Genomic DNA, 16,781 nt, shown 5'->3' on the forward strand with positions numbered 1-16,781 from the left:
GAATTTCAATCCCCTTTATATTTATTCAAGAGATGGGATATAAACGACTGCCAAGGATTGACAGCCTCTTTGTTTTAAACATTTCAAGATATCTTGTCCTAAAAATTTATAATCAAAAAAAGCCCTAAACACTTTTACATGTTTAGGGCTTTTGGCAACTAAAAAAATGGTATTATAAAGTTGTACTGCAATATCGATGAACGGTATTATTTCCAGCCTCCGCCTAAATCTCTATATACATAAACTGAAGCATTGAGCTGTTCTTTTTTTGTTTCAATCAATTCGAGTTTAGACTCCAAAGCATCACGCTGCGTCATTAAAACTTCAAAATAATCGACTCTGGCAGACTTAAATAAATCTCCAGCAACATCAATCGAACGGTTCAGCGCATCGACTTGCTGTGATTTTAAATCATAGCTTTTTTCTAAATTACTAATTTTAGAAAGCTGATTAGCAACTTCGATATAGGCATTCAGAATCGTACGCTCATAGTTATACAAAGCCTGAATTTGTCTTGCATTGGCTGAACTGTACTCAGCTTTAAGTGCATTTCTGTTAATCAGAGGCGCTGCGATATCTCCCGCTAATGAATACAGCAACGATTCAGGAAGCGTAAACAATAGAGACGGTTTGAAAGCATTAAAACCAATTGCTGCCGAAATATCAAGTGAAGGATAAAACTCTGCACGAGCCGTTTTTACATCCAGTTTTGCTGCTTGAAGTTCCAATTCGGCTTGCTTGATATCCGGACGATTCGCCAGTAATTGAGATGGAATACCTGATTTAACCTCGGAAGGTAATAAATCAGCAAAATTAGTTTTATCTCTCTTTATTTCCTGCGGATACTGCCCTAACAAAAAGTTGATTTTATTCTCCGTTTCCTTTATGTTTTGAAGAATATCAAACTCCATGCTTTTGGAAGCCATAACCTCAGCCTGAAATTTTTGAACGGCTAATTCAGTCGCTCTGGCAGCTTCTTTCTGAATTTTAACTATTTCCAAAGCATTGCTCTGCAAAGTGATATTCTGTTTTACAATCTCTAACTGATTATCCAAGGCTAATAATTCGTAGTACGAATCGGCAACCTCAGCAATAAGATTGGTAATCACAAAGTTTTTACCTTCAACCGTTGATAAATAACGGCTAACAGCTGCTTTCTTGGAATTGCGAAGTTTTTTCCAAACATCCACTTCCCAGTTTGCATAAGCGCCAATTTTAAAATCTCCCAATGGATCCGGAGTTTCTTTACCCGGCATAATTTCGGTAGAGGCATCACCAGCACCTTGGCTGGTATAACGCCCTACTTTTTCAATTCCCGCTCCTGCTCCTATTCCCACCTGTGGCAGCAACAGTCCTTTTTTTACGCGGATATCATTCTTGGCAATTTCAATTTCCTGCAAAGTGATTTGCAGCTCCTGATTATTTTTCAAGGCAGTATCAATCAGATTCACCAAGTTTGGATCCTTAAAATAAGTTCTCCAAGGCGTGGCTGAAGTATTGACTGTATCGGTACTCTTACCAAAAGATTCCGGAACAGCTTTAGTTTCCGCCAAGGGCGCTAGAGCTGGAGTACAGCTTACCGCCGCCAGGCAGATGCCTAGCGGGATAATATATTTAAATGACTTATTATATCGCATGATTATCATCAAATTCTTCGGTTAATGGATTTTCTTTTTGATTTTTTACATAGGTGAATCTTTCAGCTATTTTACCGAAAATATAATACAGCCCTGGGATTATAAATACACCGCATATTGTTCCTATCAGCATTCCTCCTGCAGCGGCAGTACCAATGGTTCTGTTACCAATTTTACCTGGTCCCGTTGCAAACGCCAACGGAAGCAAACCGGCAATAAAAGCAAAGGAAGTCATTAAGATAGGACGGAACCTTGCTTTTGATCCCTCCATAGCAGCTTCAAACACCGATTTTCCTGCTGCGTGGCGCTGAATGGCAAATTCCACAATCAAAACGGCATTTTTACCCAGTAACCCAATAAGCATTACCATGGCAACCTGAGCATAGATATTGTTCTCCAAACCTGTAAATTTCAATAAAAGGAAAGCACCAAATATACCTGCCGGCAATGATAAAATTACTGACAAAGGCAATATAAAACTTTCGTATTGAGCGGCTAAAACCAAGTAAACAAATCCTAAACAGACAAGGAATACCCAAATGGCCTGATTTCCTTGTGCTACCTCATCGGCAGAAATACCGGCCCAGTCAATATCATAACCTCTAGGCAATTTTTCGGCAGCAACCTCCTTGATGACGTCAATGGCAGTTCCACTACTGTATCCTGGAGCTGCAGCACCGCTAATCTCTGTAGAAGTATACATGTTATGTCTGGTAATTTCTGACAGACCATATACTTTTTCTAATTTCATAAAGGCAGAGAACGGTACCATTTCATCACGTTCATTTTTTACGTAGAGTTTCAAAATATCCTCTGGCAAAGCGCGATATTCCGGAGCTGCCTGAACGATAACTTTATAATTAATTCCGTACTTAATAAAACTGATTTCATAGTTACTTCCCACTAATGTAGATAAGGTATTCATCGCATTCTCAATGGATACTCCTTTTTGCTGTGCCAAGTCATTATCCACTTTCATCATATACTGAGGGAAACTGGCGCTATAAAAACTGAATACATTCGATAATTCCGGACGTTTATTGAGTTCTTTTACAAAATCGCTATTGATTTTTTCCATCTTTTTGTAATCGCCCGAACCCGTTTTGTCTAATAAACGAAGCTCAAATCCTCCTGCAGCTCCATATCCTGGTACCGCTGGCGGTTGAAAAAATTCAATATTAGCCCCTGGAATATCTTTTGACTTTTCTTCCAATTCGGTCATAATCTCCTGAACAGATTGCTTTCTGTCTTTCCAATCCTTAAGATTGATCAAACAAGTTCCTGAATTAGATCCTGTACCTTCGGTCAAAATTTCATAACCCGCTAATGAAGAAACGGATTGTACACCTTCAACTTTTTCGGCAATTTTTTGCAATTTCACCGAAATATCATTTGTTCTTTCTAATGATGACCCTGGAGGCGTTTGAATAATAGCATAAAACATCCCTTGATCCTCATTTGGAATAAATCCAGAAGGAACTGTACTGCTGATAAACCATGTTCCCGCACAAAATCCTAAAAGCACAATAATAGTAACTGCTCTTCTGTTTACTATTTTTTCAAGTACATTTTGATATTTAGTTTGTGTAAGGTTAAATAAATTATTAAAACCATCTACAAATCTGTTTACAGGGGTTTTCTTTTTAGGCACCCCATGATTATTTGTCAGCATCATTGCACAAAGTGCCGGCGTTAATGTCAATGCCACAACTCCTGAAAGCACAATCGCAGTTACCATTGTTATAGAAAACTGTCTGTAAAACATCCCAACCGGACCAGACATAAATGTAACAGGAATAAATACGGCCACCATCAGGAATGTAATCGCAATAATAGCACCTGAAATCTCGTGCATCGCTTTCTTAGTCGCTTTTAATGCCGAGAGATGTTCTTCCTCCATCTTGGCGTGAACCGCTTCAATAACCACAATCGCATCATCGACGACAATTCCAATTGCCAAAACCAATGCAAAGAGCGTAATTAAGTTTAATGAAATATCAAAAAACTGCATGAATGCAAAAGTCCCGATTAATGAAACCGGTACGGCAATAGCAGGAATAACCGTAGAACGCCAATCGCCCAAGAAAAGGAACACAACCAATCCTACCAAAATAAAAGCTTCAATCAAAGTGTGGATTACTTTTTCGATAGAAGCATCCAGGAATTTAGAAACGTCATACGAAATTTCATAATCCATTCCTTTTGGGAATTTCTTCTTAATGGTTTCTAATTTTGCCTTTAAATCTTCAATAACCTGATTTGCATTACTGCCAAAAGACTGTTTAAGCACAATTGCTGCAGATGGCCTGCCATTCAAATTCGAATAAATATCATACATCGAACTTCCAAACTCAATATTAGCAACATCCTTCAAACGCAGAATTTCCCCATTTGGATTGGATCTCAATATTATATTACCATACTGCTCTTTGGTGGTAAACCTTCCCGAATATTTTAATACATACTCGAATGCTTGAGAACGTTTTCCTGATGCCTCTCCTGTTTTTCCAGGTGAAGCTTCCAAACTTTGACTTGATAAGGCTTCCATTACCTCATCGGCAGAAATTTTATAAGCCAGCATACGGTCTGGTTTCAGCCAAATACGCATCGCATATTCACGAGTTCCTAAAATATCTCCGGATCCAATACCATTTACCCTTTTTAATTCAGATAAAACATTGATATCAGCATAATTATACAAGAACTTTTGGTCGGTATTTTTATCTGTACTAAAAAGGTTCACATACATAAGCATACTAGGAACCTCACGGGTGATTTTCACACCCTCTCTTACTACTAATGGCGGGAGTTTATTCGTAACCGAAGCCACACGGTTTTGAACGTTAATAGCGGCTTGGTTTGGGTCTGTACCTAAATTAAACACAACCTGTATACTGGCTTCACCGTCATTTCCTGCATCCGAAGTCATGTATTTCATTCCCGGAACTCCATTTAAAGCTCTTTCCAAAGGAATAACAACGGATTTAATCATCAGTTCCCCATTAGAACCAGGATAATCTGCAGTAATATTCACCATTGGCGGCGATATGGACGGAAATTGGGTAATCGGCAGATTCATCACCGACAACACCCCTAAAAAGACAATTATAAGCGATATTACTATCGACATAACTGGTCTTTGTATAAATTTATCAAACATTTGTTTCTATTTTTTTATGATTAAACCAAAATTCATTTTCACACTGTAAACTGAATACTGATTACTAAATACTGCAGACTAATTACTAAAAACTATTCTGCTTTTAAGCGCAAATGAGTAATCACTTCTTGAGGCGCTGCGTATTTATAGTGAATTTTGTCATTGTCTTTAACCTTCTGAACACCTTCCAGCAAGATTTTGTCATTTACAGTTATCCCGCTGTCAATCATATATAAATCTGGAATTTCTCCTTTAATTGTAATTTCTTTAGAACTTACAACATCATTTTTATCCACAACAAAAACATATTTTTTGTCCTGAATTTCATAGGTAGCTTTTTGCGGAATCACAATTACATTATGAAGCGGAGTATCCATCAGCACTTTTCCGGTTTGTCCGTGTTTCAATAATTTACCTGGATTGGAGAATCTTGCTCTAAAAGCAATATTTCCAGTTTCGTTATCAAATTCACTTTCGATAACTTCAACATTTCCTTTTTCTTTAAATGTGGTGCCATTAGCTAAAAGTAAACCCACTCTGCTTTGAGCTCTGCCTTTAACATTAGTTTCATAATCCAAGTATTCAGGTTCAGAAACATTGAAATAAGCAAACATCTGGCTGTTATCAGAAAGGCTGGTAAGTAACTCCCCTTCATCGATCAAACTTCCAAGTTTCTTTGGGATTCTGTCGATAGTTCCATCAAACGGGGCTCTGATTTCGGTAAATGACAAATGAACTTTTGCAAGTGCGACTTCGGCTTTTGCTTGATCTAATTTAGCTTGAGCAACTGCCTGTTCATTTTTTGAAACTATATTTTTGTCTGCTAATGTTTTAGCATTTTTAAGCTCAATTTCAGCGGCTTTTTCTTCTGCTTGAGCTCCCAACAATTCAGCTTCATAGACTTTTGGCATAATTCGGAACAATACCTGGCCTGCTTTTACAAACTGTCCTTCATCAACATAAATATTTTGCAGAAATCCTTTTTCCTGAGCACGAATCTCAATATTGCGGAAAGACTTTATCTGTGCAACATACTGCTTTGTAAACGAAGTATCAATCTTTACAGGATTAGTAACTGCAAAAGTTTCGACTTCTTCTTTTTCTTCTTTCTTGCTTGTACAGCTAGCAAGGGACAACACGGCAATTAAGCCCGTGAAAACGATAATTCTCTTCATAGTATAAAATTGGTAATTAAGCGAATGGAAATTTTCGGAATACAGAAATTCCTCAGATCAAGAAATGATCATCAGTTACCAAGGTGAAACTAAGCTGTCCAGAATGAAAAAAACTTAATAAACCAACATTATATACAAGATTACAAACATTGGACTTCATAAATCACACCTTTAGTAATTGATGTGAAATTGAATCAAATTCTTAGAACCCCTATTTCAAGATAAATAGGATTGTCATGGCCATAACATGGCGCAAAAAAATTAAACTTTTTGGAGTTATCCTTGTAATGTAAATGACTTGAGTATGTCAAATACCAATTTGCTAATGCATTTTTATTAACGGCTAATGCTTTATTTAAATTACCATTATGCAGCTCTTCATCCAAATCGGTATCAGCTTCCTCAATTAAAACATTGCCTGATTCCGCTTTTTTTACTTTTACGTGGTGTTTTTTTACTAAATCAAAAGAAGGCGATTCAGCTATAATCATTTTAGGAGCTATTTCTGCATGCAAATATTGTCCTCCGCCTAGCAGCAGAAAAAACAAATACATGAAATATAAAGTGGCTCCTCTCATAATGCCCCAAAAGTAATAAAAGATTAAAATAAAAAAACTATTTTTTAAACACAGTAATTCAAAAAAGCCAGCGAAATCGTTTTCTTTGGCTCATATTTTACAATACTTTATACTTTATTAACACTATTCTTGATTATTTTAGTAGTTAAAAATTTACAAAAATTATTTTTAACCATCAATTTTTCAAAATTACAGTACATAAAATATTAAGATGTCAAGTGAAATACTTGCATTTTAGTCAATAAATATATTAATATTGGTGCTGTTTTTAAATAATAGAAATCGTTTCTTTGCGAAATGAATACATAAATTAAATTCTTTCATGCCGGAATATTTCTTCGATTTAGAATATAACAGCCACACTTATGATGTGAATGAAGTCAGTTTCAAAGAATTTGAACGCTGTACTTTTAATCATTGCACGTTTTCTGCCTGTAACTTTATGGATGTTACGTTTATCGACTGTGTATTTAATGACTGTATTTTTAATGAAGCCAGAATCAATCATGTTGGTTTGAGAACCGTAGTATTTAATCGTTGCAAAATCAAGGAAGTAAATTTTGCAATGTGCAGCAAACTCATTTTTGAAGTGCGTTTTTACGATTGCCTACTGGATTTTTCTAAATTTTATACGTTAAAAATAAAGGGAACGCCTTTTATTAACTGCAGTTTGATAGCCGTAGATTTTATGGCCTCCGATTTGACCGAAGTCCTTTTTGAAAATTGTGATTTATACCGCGCCGAATTTGCTAAAGCAATTGCCAGCAAAGCCAACTTTAAGACCAGTTACAATTACACTATTGACCCAAAAACCACCAAATTGAAGAAAACTGTTTTTGCATTAGAAGGCTTAAAAGGCCTTCTTTATAAACACGATATTATAGTGAAGTAATACTTTAAAAGCACAAAAAATATCAGATAGCTAGTAGCCATCACAAATAAGGACTTTCAAGAATGCCCTAACTAATAAGTTCCAAATGATTTCCTTCGTTATGCAAAATGTGTTTAGCTCTTTCAATCTCATCAATGKCACCTCTTACAATTACGACAAATTTACCTTCTTTTACATGCTCTTGACATTTTACCACTTCTTCTTCTCTTAACCCGGTAAAAGCTAAAAGTGAAACTAAGCCACCCGCAACTAAACCTATATCAAGCCCCCCAATAATCCCTACAAGAGCGCCTGCTCCATACAAAAAGCCAAAACCAGGAATTGCAAAAACACCTATACCGCTAAGCAATCCTACTAACGTTCCTGCACTCATCCCAACAATTGCAGGCATTTTGTTTATAGTATCTAGTGATTTAATTTGAATGTGGTCTTCCACTACTTCTGCTTTGCCTAACAGTGAAACATGATCCATAGCAAAATGCTCTTGATTCAATCGTTTTATAGCATTAACGGCTTTGTCGTGGGTATCGTAAACTGCAATTTGTGATTTCATGATATATATTTTTAAGTTACTTTAACGATAAATCTATGTCATATTACTCTTAGTAAAGTTACCATTTAAAGCTGTATATATAGTAATAATTAACTTTATGAATACACAAAAATTCTTTCTTTTTAGTTCATTTTCAAAAGATTAATTCAATTAATAATCAATCGCACTTTATTCACACATTTTGTCAAACCTTTTTTGCATTTCTTCAAAACTGACATCTTCCTTGTGAGTAGCTATCATCCATTTATAGCCAAAAGGATCCAGCACCTGTCCCGTACGGTCTCCATAAAATTCATCTTTGAGGGGCATCAAAACTGTTGCGCCTGCATCAATTGCCTTCTGAAATACGGCATCCACATCTTTAACATACAATCCAAAAGTTAAAGGATTCCCACCAATGGTTTGAGGACTTACATTTCCCCAATCACTGTTTTCTTCAGACATCATCAATAAAGATCCTTCAATTACAATTTCTGCGTGGCCAATTTTTCCATCGGGCATCAGTAATCTGCCGCGTTCTATAGCGCCAAAAGCTTTTTTGTAAAATTCTATAGCTTTATCGCAGCCTTTGATTGCTATATAGGCATTCAATGTATATGCTCCCGGGTAAATGTGTGAAGTTTCCATGTGTTTCTATTTTTAAGTTTTATTTCGCTAATAAAATACCGTCATAAACAGGACATTAAAATTACTCATTTTTCTGACATACAGAATGTTACATATAAATTAATTTTTAAAAATAAAACAGCACAAAAAACCGAAGCTTATCGGCTTCGGTTTTTTGTGCTGTTTTTAAATATATACAATCGATATTAGCAATTGTGAAATAATTATAAAATCGAATTTTAGATAGGAATTCTTTAAAATCAGATTAATGCTTTTTTGACCCAATCTTTCTTATTACGGGAAACAGGAATTCTAATCTGGTCATAAAGCAGCAAAGTATAGCCATCTTCTTTAAGCAGGCTTTTTACATGTTTTTTATTTACCAAATGTGATTGATGACAACGAATGAATCCATAAACACTTAACATTTCATCATATTCATAAAGAGGTACTGTAGAAATTATCGTTTCATCTTCATCGGTATAAAACAATGTATAACTGTTTTCACTTTCACAGCGAACAATATTTTTAACATATACAAAACGAGTTTCTTTGAGTGATGAAATAGCTATTCTATGATCAGGACTATTATTGTTTTCTTTCAAATGATACAGTAAATTTTGCAGCTGCAGATTTTGATTTTTATGTTTTAATCTGCTTCCTGTTTTTGCAACTGCTTTTTTTAACTCTTCTATATCGATTGGTTTCAAAAGATAATCAATTGCAGAAAATTTAATCGCCTGAATTCCATACTGGCTGAAAGCGGTCACAAATATTACTTCAAAATCATACGAATTAAGTTCCTGCAAAACCTGAAAACCATCCTTCTCCGGCATTTGGATATCCAAAAAAACCAAATCCGGCTGACTGCTTTTAATTAGTTCGATTCCCTCATCTGCATCTGTTGACGAACCTGCAATTGTAACTTCTGGGCAGTATTTTTCCAGCAGCCGCTGAAGATTGATAATATTGTTTTGTTCGTCGTCGATAATGATTCCTTTAATCATTTTTAAGCCAGTTTTTAAAACAGATAATAATTTGTGTTCCTGAGGAATTACTTTGGATTTTCATATCTATTTTCATCCTTTTTGAAGACTGATTAAATAAAGTAATTCTGTCTTTTACCAGTTTTAGGCCAAAACCTTTCTGCTCCGCTAATGTATCAAATCCTTTTCCGTTATCGGCTAATTCAAAAATTAAATCATCTCCTTTTTTTGAAATAGTAAGTGTTATTTCACCGGTTTCTTTATTTGAAATACCATGTTTTATGGCGTTTTCAATCAAAGGCTGTATTAAAAGAGGAAGCGTTTGTGTTTCATAAACATTGATTTTTTCATCAATAGATGACCGAAACGAAAAAGGGCTTCGAAGCTGTTCCAACTCAATGTAATTTTTGATGGTTTTTATTTCAACTTCAAGGCTCTGTGTTTCATTTTCACTGGAAGTAAATGTATTTCTAAGCAGTGAACCAAAACCAGTCAAATATTGATTTGCTTTTTCTATCTGATTATCGTTAAGCAAGCCCTGAATAGATCCTAAAGCATTGAATACAAAATGCGGGTTAAGCTGCGCATATAACATTTTAATTTTTGATTTTTGTTCTAATTGTTTTCTCTCATCCATTTTCCTTATCCAAAAAATGTAAATGAGAGAAAAAATCAAAAGAAAAAGTATTCCAACAGTAATCTTAAACCAAAACGTTTGATACCAATCGGGTTCGGTATCAAATTTATAGACAGCAACATATTGTGGATTGTCTTTGTAACGGACTTCAAGCTTGTATTGGGCTGCAGATTCCTTCAATTCCAAGAAAATGATACCATTCGAGTTTATCCACTCACCCGTTTTTGAATTTATGCTGGTGCGGTATTCAAAGCTATCATAAGTTCTTTTTTTCGCATTAGGTTTTCTAAAAACCAAACAAAACTTTTCGTTTTTAAAATGTCTGTTTGTATTTCCTATAAGTCTTGGGGCATAATCTTCAGGCCAATCATCATAAAAATTTGATTTATCTAAAAATCTATCTTTATGCACTTTGTCTAGAGATTCTTGAATGAAATTTTCAAAACTTTTCGGTTTTTTTAAATCTTCCGAAATTGTATTTATAATAAAAGGCTTTCTAGCACTTTCTTTCTTCTCAAGATGCAATTTTAAAAAATTTTCCTGTCCTTTTTTACTAAATAAAATTACAAGTTTATCGCCGTTAACTAATGAATCTGTATAAGGAATATAGCCATTTTCAAAATATTTTTTTCCATCAAAAACATTACTTTCAATAAAACTTTTTGATTGTGTGACTAAAGTCCAATTTTTTACGATTTTATTATTTTTTAAAATCTGAATTTCCAGATTTTCAATTCTATATAAATCTTTATTTGCTTTGAGTGTATCAATGTAGATATGTCCTATAATATGTGACTTAAAATCAGTTATCTTAAGATTAATTTTTTTTCCTAATACCGTAAAATAAAATTCTTTATGTGATAAATTAGTAAAAGGTGCTAAATTATTATAAAGTCCTCTACCTTCATTAGGCGAGATATATTTATTAAGGATGAAATTATTTTCAAATCGAACAGATGTTTTGTTCAAAACAAAATAAGAATTAACCGCAGGGTCCTCGATTATTTCTTTTGATTGAGCTATACTTAGTGAAGAAACAAACAGTAATAAGTAAAGGAAATTCTTCATGATTTTGATTTTTTAGTGAATAATACATTTTTTATAAAGCAAATGTAAATGCACTATTGCTAAGAAATCTGGAGTTCTTGAATTAGGTAATATCGGTCTTGAATCAGACAAAAGAATACTAAATTAGAGCTTTTTCTCCATAACATAATCCTCCATCAGATAACCATTTCCTATTTCGATATTAACTTCATCGATAACTTCAAAACCAATTTTCTGATAGAAATGTAATGCTTTATTGAATCGATTTACGTTCAGTAAAAGTGAATCAGAATTATTTTCTAAAGCCAGTTTTTCAACAGCTTCAACAGCAATCCTTCCTATTCCTCTGCCTTGCGTTTCCGGCAGAATATAAATTTTGTGGATTTTCGTCTTATTCTCGTTCTGATAATTATGCTCAATTCCAATAAATCCCAGAACAGCTTCTTCTTCTGTAATTAAATAAAACAGCTGTTGTTTTTCATCAAATTGAGCTGTTAAAGCTTCTTCCGAATAAAACAGATCCAGCATGTATTGTAATTGTTCTTCAGATAATATTTCGCCATACGTTATTGGCCAAGTTTTATGGACAATATCCTGAATTGTTTTTATATCGCTGTTTACAGCTTCTGAAATTATAATCATTTAGTTGAGAAACATTTTTTTAATTAATTGGTAAAAACCTGATTTTCCTGTTCGCTTACTCTTATAAACGTAGTTCGTTTGGTAAGCTCTTTTAGTCTTGAAGCACCTACATAAGTACATGTGCTTCGTAAACCTCCCAAAATATCCAACAGTGTATTTATAACCATCCCTTTAAAAGGCACTTGAACCGTTTTTCCTTCACTCGCTCTGTATTCTGCGACACCGCCAACATGTTTATCCATTGCAGTGGTAGAACTCATGCCATAAAATTGCTTGAATTTTTGTCCGTTTATTTCAATTAGTTCACCTCCGCTTTCGGCATGTCCAGCCAGCATACCGCCCAACATCACAAAATCTGAACCCGCTCCAAAAGCTTTTGCAACATCACCAGGAATAGCACAGCCTCCATCGCTGATAATATGTCCGCCTAAACCGTGCGCTGCATCGGCACATTCTATAATTGCCGAAAGCTGGGGATATCCAACACCTGTTTTTACTCGGGTTGTACATACAGAACCAGGGCCGATTCCGACTTTTACAATATCGGCTCCAGCAAGCAATAGTTCTTCAACCATTTCGCCAGTAACCACATTGCCGGCAATAATAACTTTATCCGGATATTGTTTACGGGTTTGCTTTAAAAACTGAACAAAGTGTTCTGAATAACCATTTGCAACATCAATGCAAATAAATCTAAGCAACGGATTTGCCTTTATAATGACACCAATTTTAACAGAATCTTCTTTACCTGTCCCAGTACTTATTGCAATATAATTATAGAAATCCGGAGAAACATTTTGCAGGAAATCATTCCATTCCTGCGGAGAATAATGTTTATGAATGGCTGTAAACAGCTTTTCTTTGGCCAAAACTGCCGCCATTTCAAAAGTCCCGACAGTATCCATATTGGCTGCCATAATTGGAATGCCAGTCCAACTGCCTGTACTGTGCAAAAAATTAAAATTCCGTTCCAAGGAAACTTCAGATCTGCTTTTCAAAGTAGACCTTTTTGGCCTAATCATTACATCTTTAAACCCTAATTTCAAATCAGCTTCTATTCTCATGGCTTTACATTTTGGTGACTATCAAATATAACGTTTTTGAAAGCGAACTCGTTAAAAACAAGAGAAAACTAATTATCCTTTTATCAACAATCTTAGTCTAAAAACAATAAAATTACCTCGTTGGGTGTAATTCATAATGTTTAAATTTAAACACATAGGAACATAGATTTTAATTAAAAAAGAACACTGAAAAAAGAAATATATTTCTTTCACATAGACCACTATGTGTATTTTAAATAAGTGTAACGCCTACTTTTGAGCTTACAAAATCTATGTTTCTATGTGTTAAAGAATTGCTCCAAACGGATTAAAATTACCCGTGAATTGTCTCGCCTTTACCGTAATTGGCAATAATCGATTCTTCAAATTCAAGCCATTCTCTCCAGCGCTTTTCGACATCGATTCCAACGCCGTATTTTCGGGCATAAGTTATGAATGTTGTATAATGCCCCGCTTCGCTTTCCATCAAATCTCTATAAAAAACAGCTAATTCTTCGTCTTTAATATTCTCAGATAAAACTTTGAAACGTTCACAGCTTCTGGCTTCAATCATGGCTGAGAATAACAATCGCTCTACCAAGCCCGAAACCCTGCTTCCGTCACCGCTTTTTTTCATATACAGATACAATTCATTTACATAATCATCTTTGCGTTCACGGCCCAATTTCAGTCCACGTTTGATGATAATATTATGCACCTGCTCAAAATGATCAATTTCTTCTTTGGCCAAAGCCAATAAATCTTTTACCAAATCCTGATGCTCCGAATTATTAGTGATTATCGTAATAGCATTGGTAGCCGCTTTTTGTTCGCACCAAGCATGATCGGTTAGGATTTCTTCTATATTTTTCTCAACGATATTGACCCATCTAGGATCGGTTGGCAACTGTAATCGTAATACGCCCATTTTTTTTAAGTCTAAAAGTTTTTAAAGTCAAAAGTTAGAAAGTCATAAAAACAAAAGTCGAAAGTCAAAACTAAGAAAGAATGTTAAATTCTAATCCAAGACTTTCGACTTTCGACTTTAAAACTTTAAGACGAATTTACTAGAAAACGAAAATAGCTCTTTCGCTCATCATTTCGTCAACTTCGTTAGCTACAGCTTCAATAACATCTTCGTTAGTATGATCTGATAAAACTCTGTCGATTAAATCAACGATAGTTTCCATATCTTCTTCAACAAGACCACGAGTAGTAACTGCTGCAGTTCCAACACGAATACCTGAAGTTACAAATGGTGATTTATCATCAAATGGAACCATATTTTTATTTACAGTGATTTCTGCTTTAACCAATGCATTTTCAGCTTCTTTACCAGAAATATTTTTATTTCTAAGGTCAATCAGCATCATGTGGTTGTCTGTTCCTCCAGAAATGATATTGTATCCTCTTTTTACAAAAGCATCAGCCATAGCATTTGCATTTTTTTGCAGCTGCATAGCATAAGTAAAGAACTCATCTTGTAAAGCCTCTCCAAAAGCTACTGCTTTTGCTGCAATAATATGCATTAAAGGGCCTCCTTGATTTCCAGGGAAAACAGCAAGATCTAATAAAGAAGACATCATTCTGATTTCACCTTTTGGAGTTTTCAATCCCCAAGGATTTTCAAAATCTTTACCCATCAAAATCAAACCGCCTCTTGGCCCGCGCAATGTTTTGTGAGTGGTAGTTGTTACAATATGGCAATGAGGAATTGGGTCGTTCATTAAACCTTTTGCGATAAGCCCGGCTGGATGAGAAATATCAGCCATCAAAATTGCTCCAACGCTATCTGCAATTACTCTAAAACGCTCAAAATCCATATCGCGTGAATATGCCGAAGCACCCGCAACGATTAATTTTGGCTGCTCTTTAGTAGCTATTTCTTGAATTTTATCATAATCTAATCTTCCAGTTTCTTTATCTACACCGTAGAAAACCGGATTGTAAACACGTCCTGAAAAGTTAACAGGAGAACCGTGAGTCAAGTGACCGCCGTGAGACAAATCGAATCCTAATATTTTATCCCCTGGCTGTAAACAAGCGTGGTATACAGAAGCATTAGCCTGAGAACCAGAGTGCGGCTGTACGTTTGCATAAGCAGCACCAAACAATTCTTTTGCTCTGTCGATAGCAATCTGCTCCACAACATCAACTACTTCACAACCTCCGTAATATCTTTTGCCAGGATATCCTTCCGCATATTTGTTTGTTAAAATAGAGCCAGCTGCTTCTATTACTTCATCACTTACAAAATTCTCTGAAGCAATAAGTTCTAGCCCGTGAATCTGTCTGTCTTGTTCTTCTAAAATAAGGTCAAAAATTTGTTTGTCGCGTTGCATTTCTTTGATTTTCGTTAATTTCCCGCAAAAATACAAAAAAACGTTTGTTTAACTGTAAGATTATAATATATTTGACAAGTAATTTTCAACAAACAATTAACATTATCATGCCAATAACAGCCAACGATACCTCAAGAAAATCATGGTTAGAAGTACTATCTGACAGTGACTTCCCTATCCAAAACATACCGTTCGGAGTTTTTCTTACAAAGGAAAACATCGTTACAGTAGGGACTCGAATTGGTGATTTTGCAATCGATTTAGGCGCTTTACAACAATTAAATTACTTCGAAGGGATCGAATTGACAGATGATATGTTCATGCAGGATACCTTGAATGATTTCATTTCGGACGGACAAAAAACATGGCGTTTGGTTCGAAATAGAATTGCCGAAATTTTTGACGTAACAAATCCCGAATTAAGGGACAATGCCAAGCATAGAGATATCGTAATTTTCAAAATGGAAGATGTAGAAATGCAGCTTCCTGTATTAATAGGCGATTATACTGATTTTTATTCCAGCAGAGAGCACGCAACCAATGTAGGCAAAATGTTCCGTGATCCCGAAAATGCATTATTGCCAAACTGGCTTCACGTTCCGGTAGGATACCACGGAAGAAGCTCATCTATTATACCGTCTGGAATTCCTGTTCACAGACCAATGGGACAAATCCTTCCAAATGGCGAAACCTCTCCTGTTTTCGGGCCATCCCGATCAGTAGATTTCGAATTGGAAACCGCATTTATCACTACCGACTGCAATATTATGGGAGAAACTATTCCCATTGCGGAAACAGAAGATTATATTTTCGGGATGGTTTTAATGAATGACTGGAGTGCTCGTGATATTCAAAAATGGGAATATGTGCCACTAGGACCATTTCTCGCCAAAAACTTCGCCACTTCTATTTCTCCTTGGATAGTTACTCTAGATGCCCTGGAACCTTTTAGAACTAAAGGCCCAAAACAAGAACCAACACCTTTCCCTTATTTACAGCAAAAAGGAAAGCACACGTTCGATATTAATCTTGAAGTAGCTGTTGCGCCAGAAAACAAGGAGCCAACTGTTGTTTCCAGAACCAACTTTAAACACATGTATTGGAGTATGAGCCAGCAATTAGCACATCACACCTCTAATGGATGCCGTGTTAATTCAGGTGACATGATGGGATCAGGAACAATTTCTGGTCCAACACCAGACAGTTATGGTTCAATGCTGGAATTGAGCTGGGGCGGAAAAAACCCTATAACGCTAAATGATGGCAGCCAGCGTAAATTTATAAACGATGGCGATACTGTAATTATGAAAGGACATAGTCAAAATGGGCAGGTACGTATTGGTTTTGGAGAATGTTCCAGTAAGCTGCTTCCTCCCTTTGTAAGACAATAATTAAAAAACTTTTTTCATACACCGACAATTATAAAATTGTCGGTTTTTTTTTGAAATATTTCAAGCAGAATACTCTAAGGAATAGTAAGTTT

At 35.4% G+C, this 16,781-nt stretch carries 14 protein-coding genes; 2 read left to right on the plus strand and 12 right to left on the minus strand.

The features are described 5' to 3' along the window. Positions 1-206: 206 nt before the first annotated feature. The 4 genes from AC1DVP_RS17505 to AC1DVP_RS17520 all read right to left on the minus strand — a co-directional run bounded on the left by AC1DVP_RS17505 (position 207) and on the right by AC1DVP_RS17520 (position 6,550). Complete coding sequence (locus tag AC1DVP_RS17505) at positions 207-1,646, minus strand: TolC family protein (protein ID WP_477184767.1); 1,440 nt, start codon at positions 1,644-1,646, stop codon at positions 207-209. Continuing rightward, positions 1,627-4,797 carry an efflux RND transporter permease subunit gene (locus AC1DVP_RS17510; RefSeq protein ID WP_477184768.1) on the minus strand — a complete coding sequence of 1,057 codons (3,171 nt, stop codon included), beginning with the start codon at positions 4,795-4,797 and terminating at the stop codon, positions 1,627-1,629. The genes AC1DVP_RS17505 and AC1DVP_RS17510 overlap by 20 nt, the downstream gene beginning before the upstream one ends. Before the next feature lie 92 nt (positions 4,798-4,889). After that, positions 4,890-5,972: an efflux RND transporter periplasmic adaptor subunit gene (locus AC1DVP_RS17515; RefSeq protein ID WP_477184769.1), complete on the minus strand. Its 1,083-nt coding sequence runs from the start codon at positions 5,970-5,972 to the stop codon at positions 4,890-4,892. Positions 5,973-6,166: 194 nt separating this feature from the next. Continuing rightward, positions 6,167-6,550, minus strand: a complete 384-nt coding sequence (locus tag AC1DVP_RS17520) for a hypothetical protein (RefSeq protein WP_477184770.1) — start codon at positions 6,548-6,550, stop codon at positions 6,167-6,169. Positions 6,551-6,872: 322 nt separating this feature from the next. Here AC1DVP_RS17520 and AC1DVP_RS17525 point away from each other — a divergent pair, with 322 nt between their 5' ends. Then, positions 6,873-7,442, plus strand: a complete 570-nt coding sequence (locus AC1DVP_RS17525) for a pentapeptide repeat-containing protein (protein ID WP_477184771.1) — start codon at positions 6,873-6,875, stop codon at positions 7,440-7,442. A gap of 67 nt (positions 7,443-7,509) precedes the next feature. On the opposite strand, the gene AC1DVP_RS17530 is transcribed toward AC1DVP_RS17525, so the two are convergent. The 8 genes from AC1DVP_RS17530 to glyA form a co-directional block, all read right to left on the minus strand. Next, positions 7,510-7,995 carry a hypothetical protein gene (locus AC1DVP_RS17530; protein ID WP_477184772.1) on the minus strand — a complete coding sequence of 162 codons (486 nt, stop codon included), beginning with the start codon at positions 7,993-7,995 and terminating at the stop codon, positions 7,510-7,512. Between the two features lie 168 nt (positions 7,996-8,163). After that, complete coding sequence (locus AC1DVP_RS17535; protein WP_477184773.1) at positions 8,164-8,622, minus strand: VOC family protein; 459 nt, start codon at positions 8,620-8,622, stop codon at positions 8,164-8,166. A gap of 239 nt (positions 8,623-8,861) precedes the next feature. Further along, complete coding sequence (locus tag AC1DVP_RS17540) at positions 8,862-9,608, minus strand: LytR/AlgR family response regulator transcription factor (RefSeq protein ID WP_477184774.1); 747 nt, start codon at positions 9,606-9,608, stop codon at positions 8,862-8,864. Continuing rightward, positions 9,601-11,292 (minus strand): sensor histidine kinase, encoded by a 1,692-nt coding sequence (locus tag AC1DVP_RS17545; RefSeq protein WP_477184775.1) that lies wholly within the window; start codon positions 11,290-11,292, stop codon positions 9,601-9,603. Before AC1DVP_RS17545 ends, AC1DVP_RS17540 begins: the two co-directional genes overlap by 8 nt. 123 nt (positions 11,293-11,415) lie before the next feature. Beyond that, positions 11,416-11,913 (minus strand): N-acetyltransferase family protein, encoded by a 498-nt coding sequence (locus AC1DVP_RS17550; protein WP_477184776.1) that lies wholly within the window; start codon positions 11,911-11,913, stop codon positions 11,416-11,418. Positions 11,914-11,936: 23 nt separating this feature from the next. After that, positions 11,937-12,977, minus strand: a complete 1,041-nt coding sequence (locus tag AC1DVP_RS17555) for a GMP reductase (protein ID WP_477184777.1) — start codon at positions 12,975-12,977, stop codon at positions 11,937-11,939. A gap of 313 nt (positions 12,978-13,290) precedes the next feature. Next, positions 13,291-13,884 (minus strand): MiaE family protein, encoded by a 594-nt coding sequence (locus tag AC1DVP_RS17560; RefSeq protein ID WP_477184778.1) that lies wholly within the window; start codon positions 13,882-13,884, stop codon positions 13,291-13,293. Between the two features lie 139 nt (positions 13,885-14,023). After that, complete coding sequence (gene glyA / locus AC1DVP_RS17565; protein ID WP_477184779.1) at positions 14,024-15,298, minus strand: serine hydroxymethyltransferase; 1,275 nt, start codon at positions 15,296-15,298, stop codon at positions 14,024-14,026. 107 nt (positions 15,299-15,405) lie between these two features. Between glyA and fahA the strand changes: the two genes are divergently transcribed. After that, the gene (gene fahA / locus AC1DVP_RS17570) at positions 15,406-16,689 is read left to right on the plus strand and encodes a fumarylacetoacetase (RefSeq protein WP_477184780.1); all 1,284 of its coding nucleotides are present in this window, start codon (positions 15,406-15,408) and stop codon (positions 16,687-16,689) included. The last annotated feature ends 92 nt before the right edge of the window (positions 16,690-16,781 follow it).

The sequence above is a fragment of the Flavobacterium sp. P3_A6 genome, assembly GCF_056403035.1.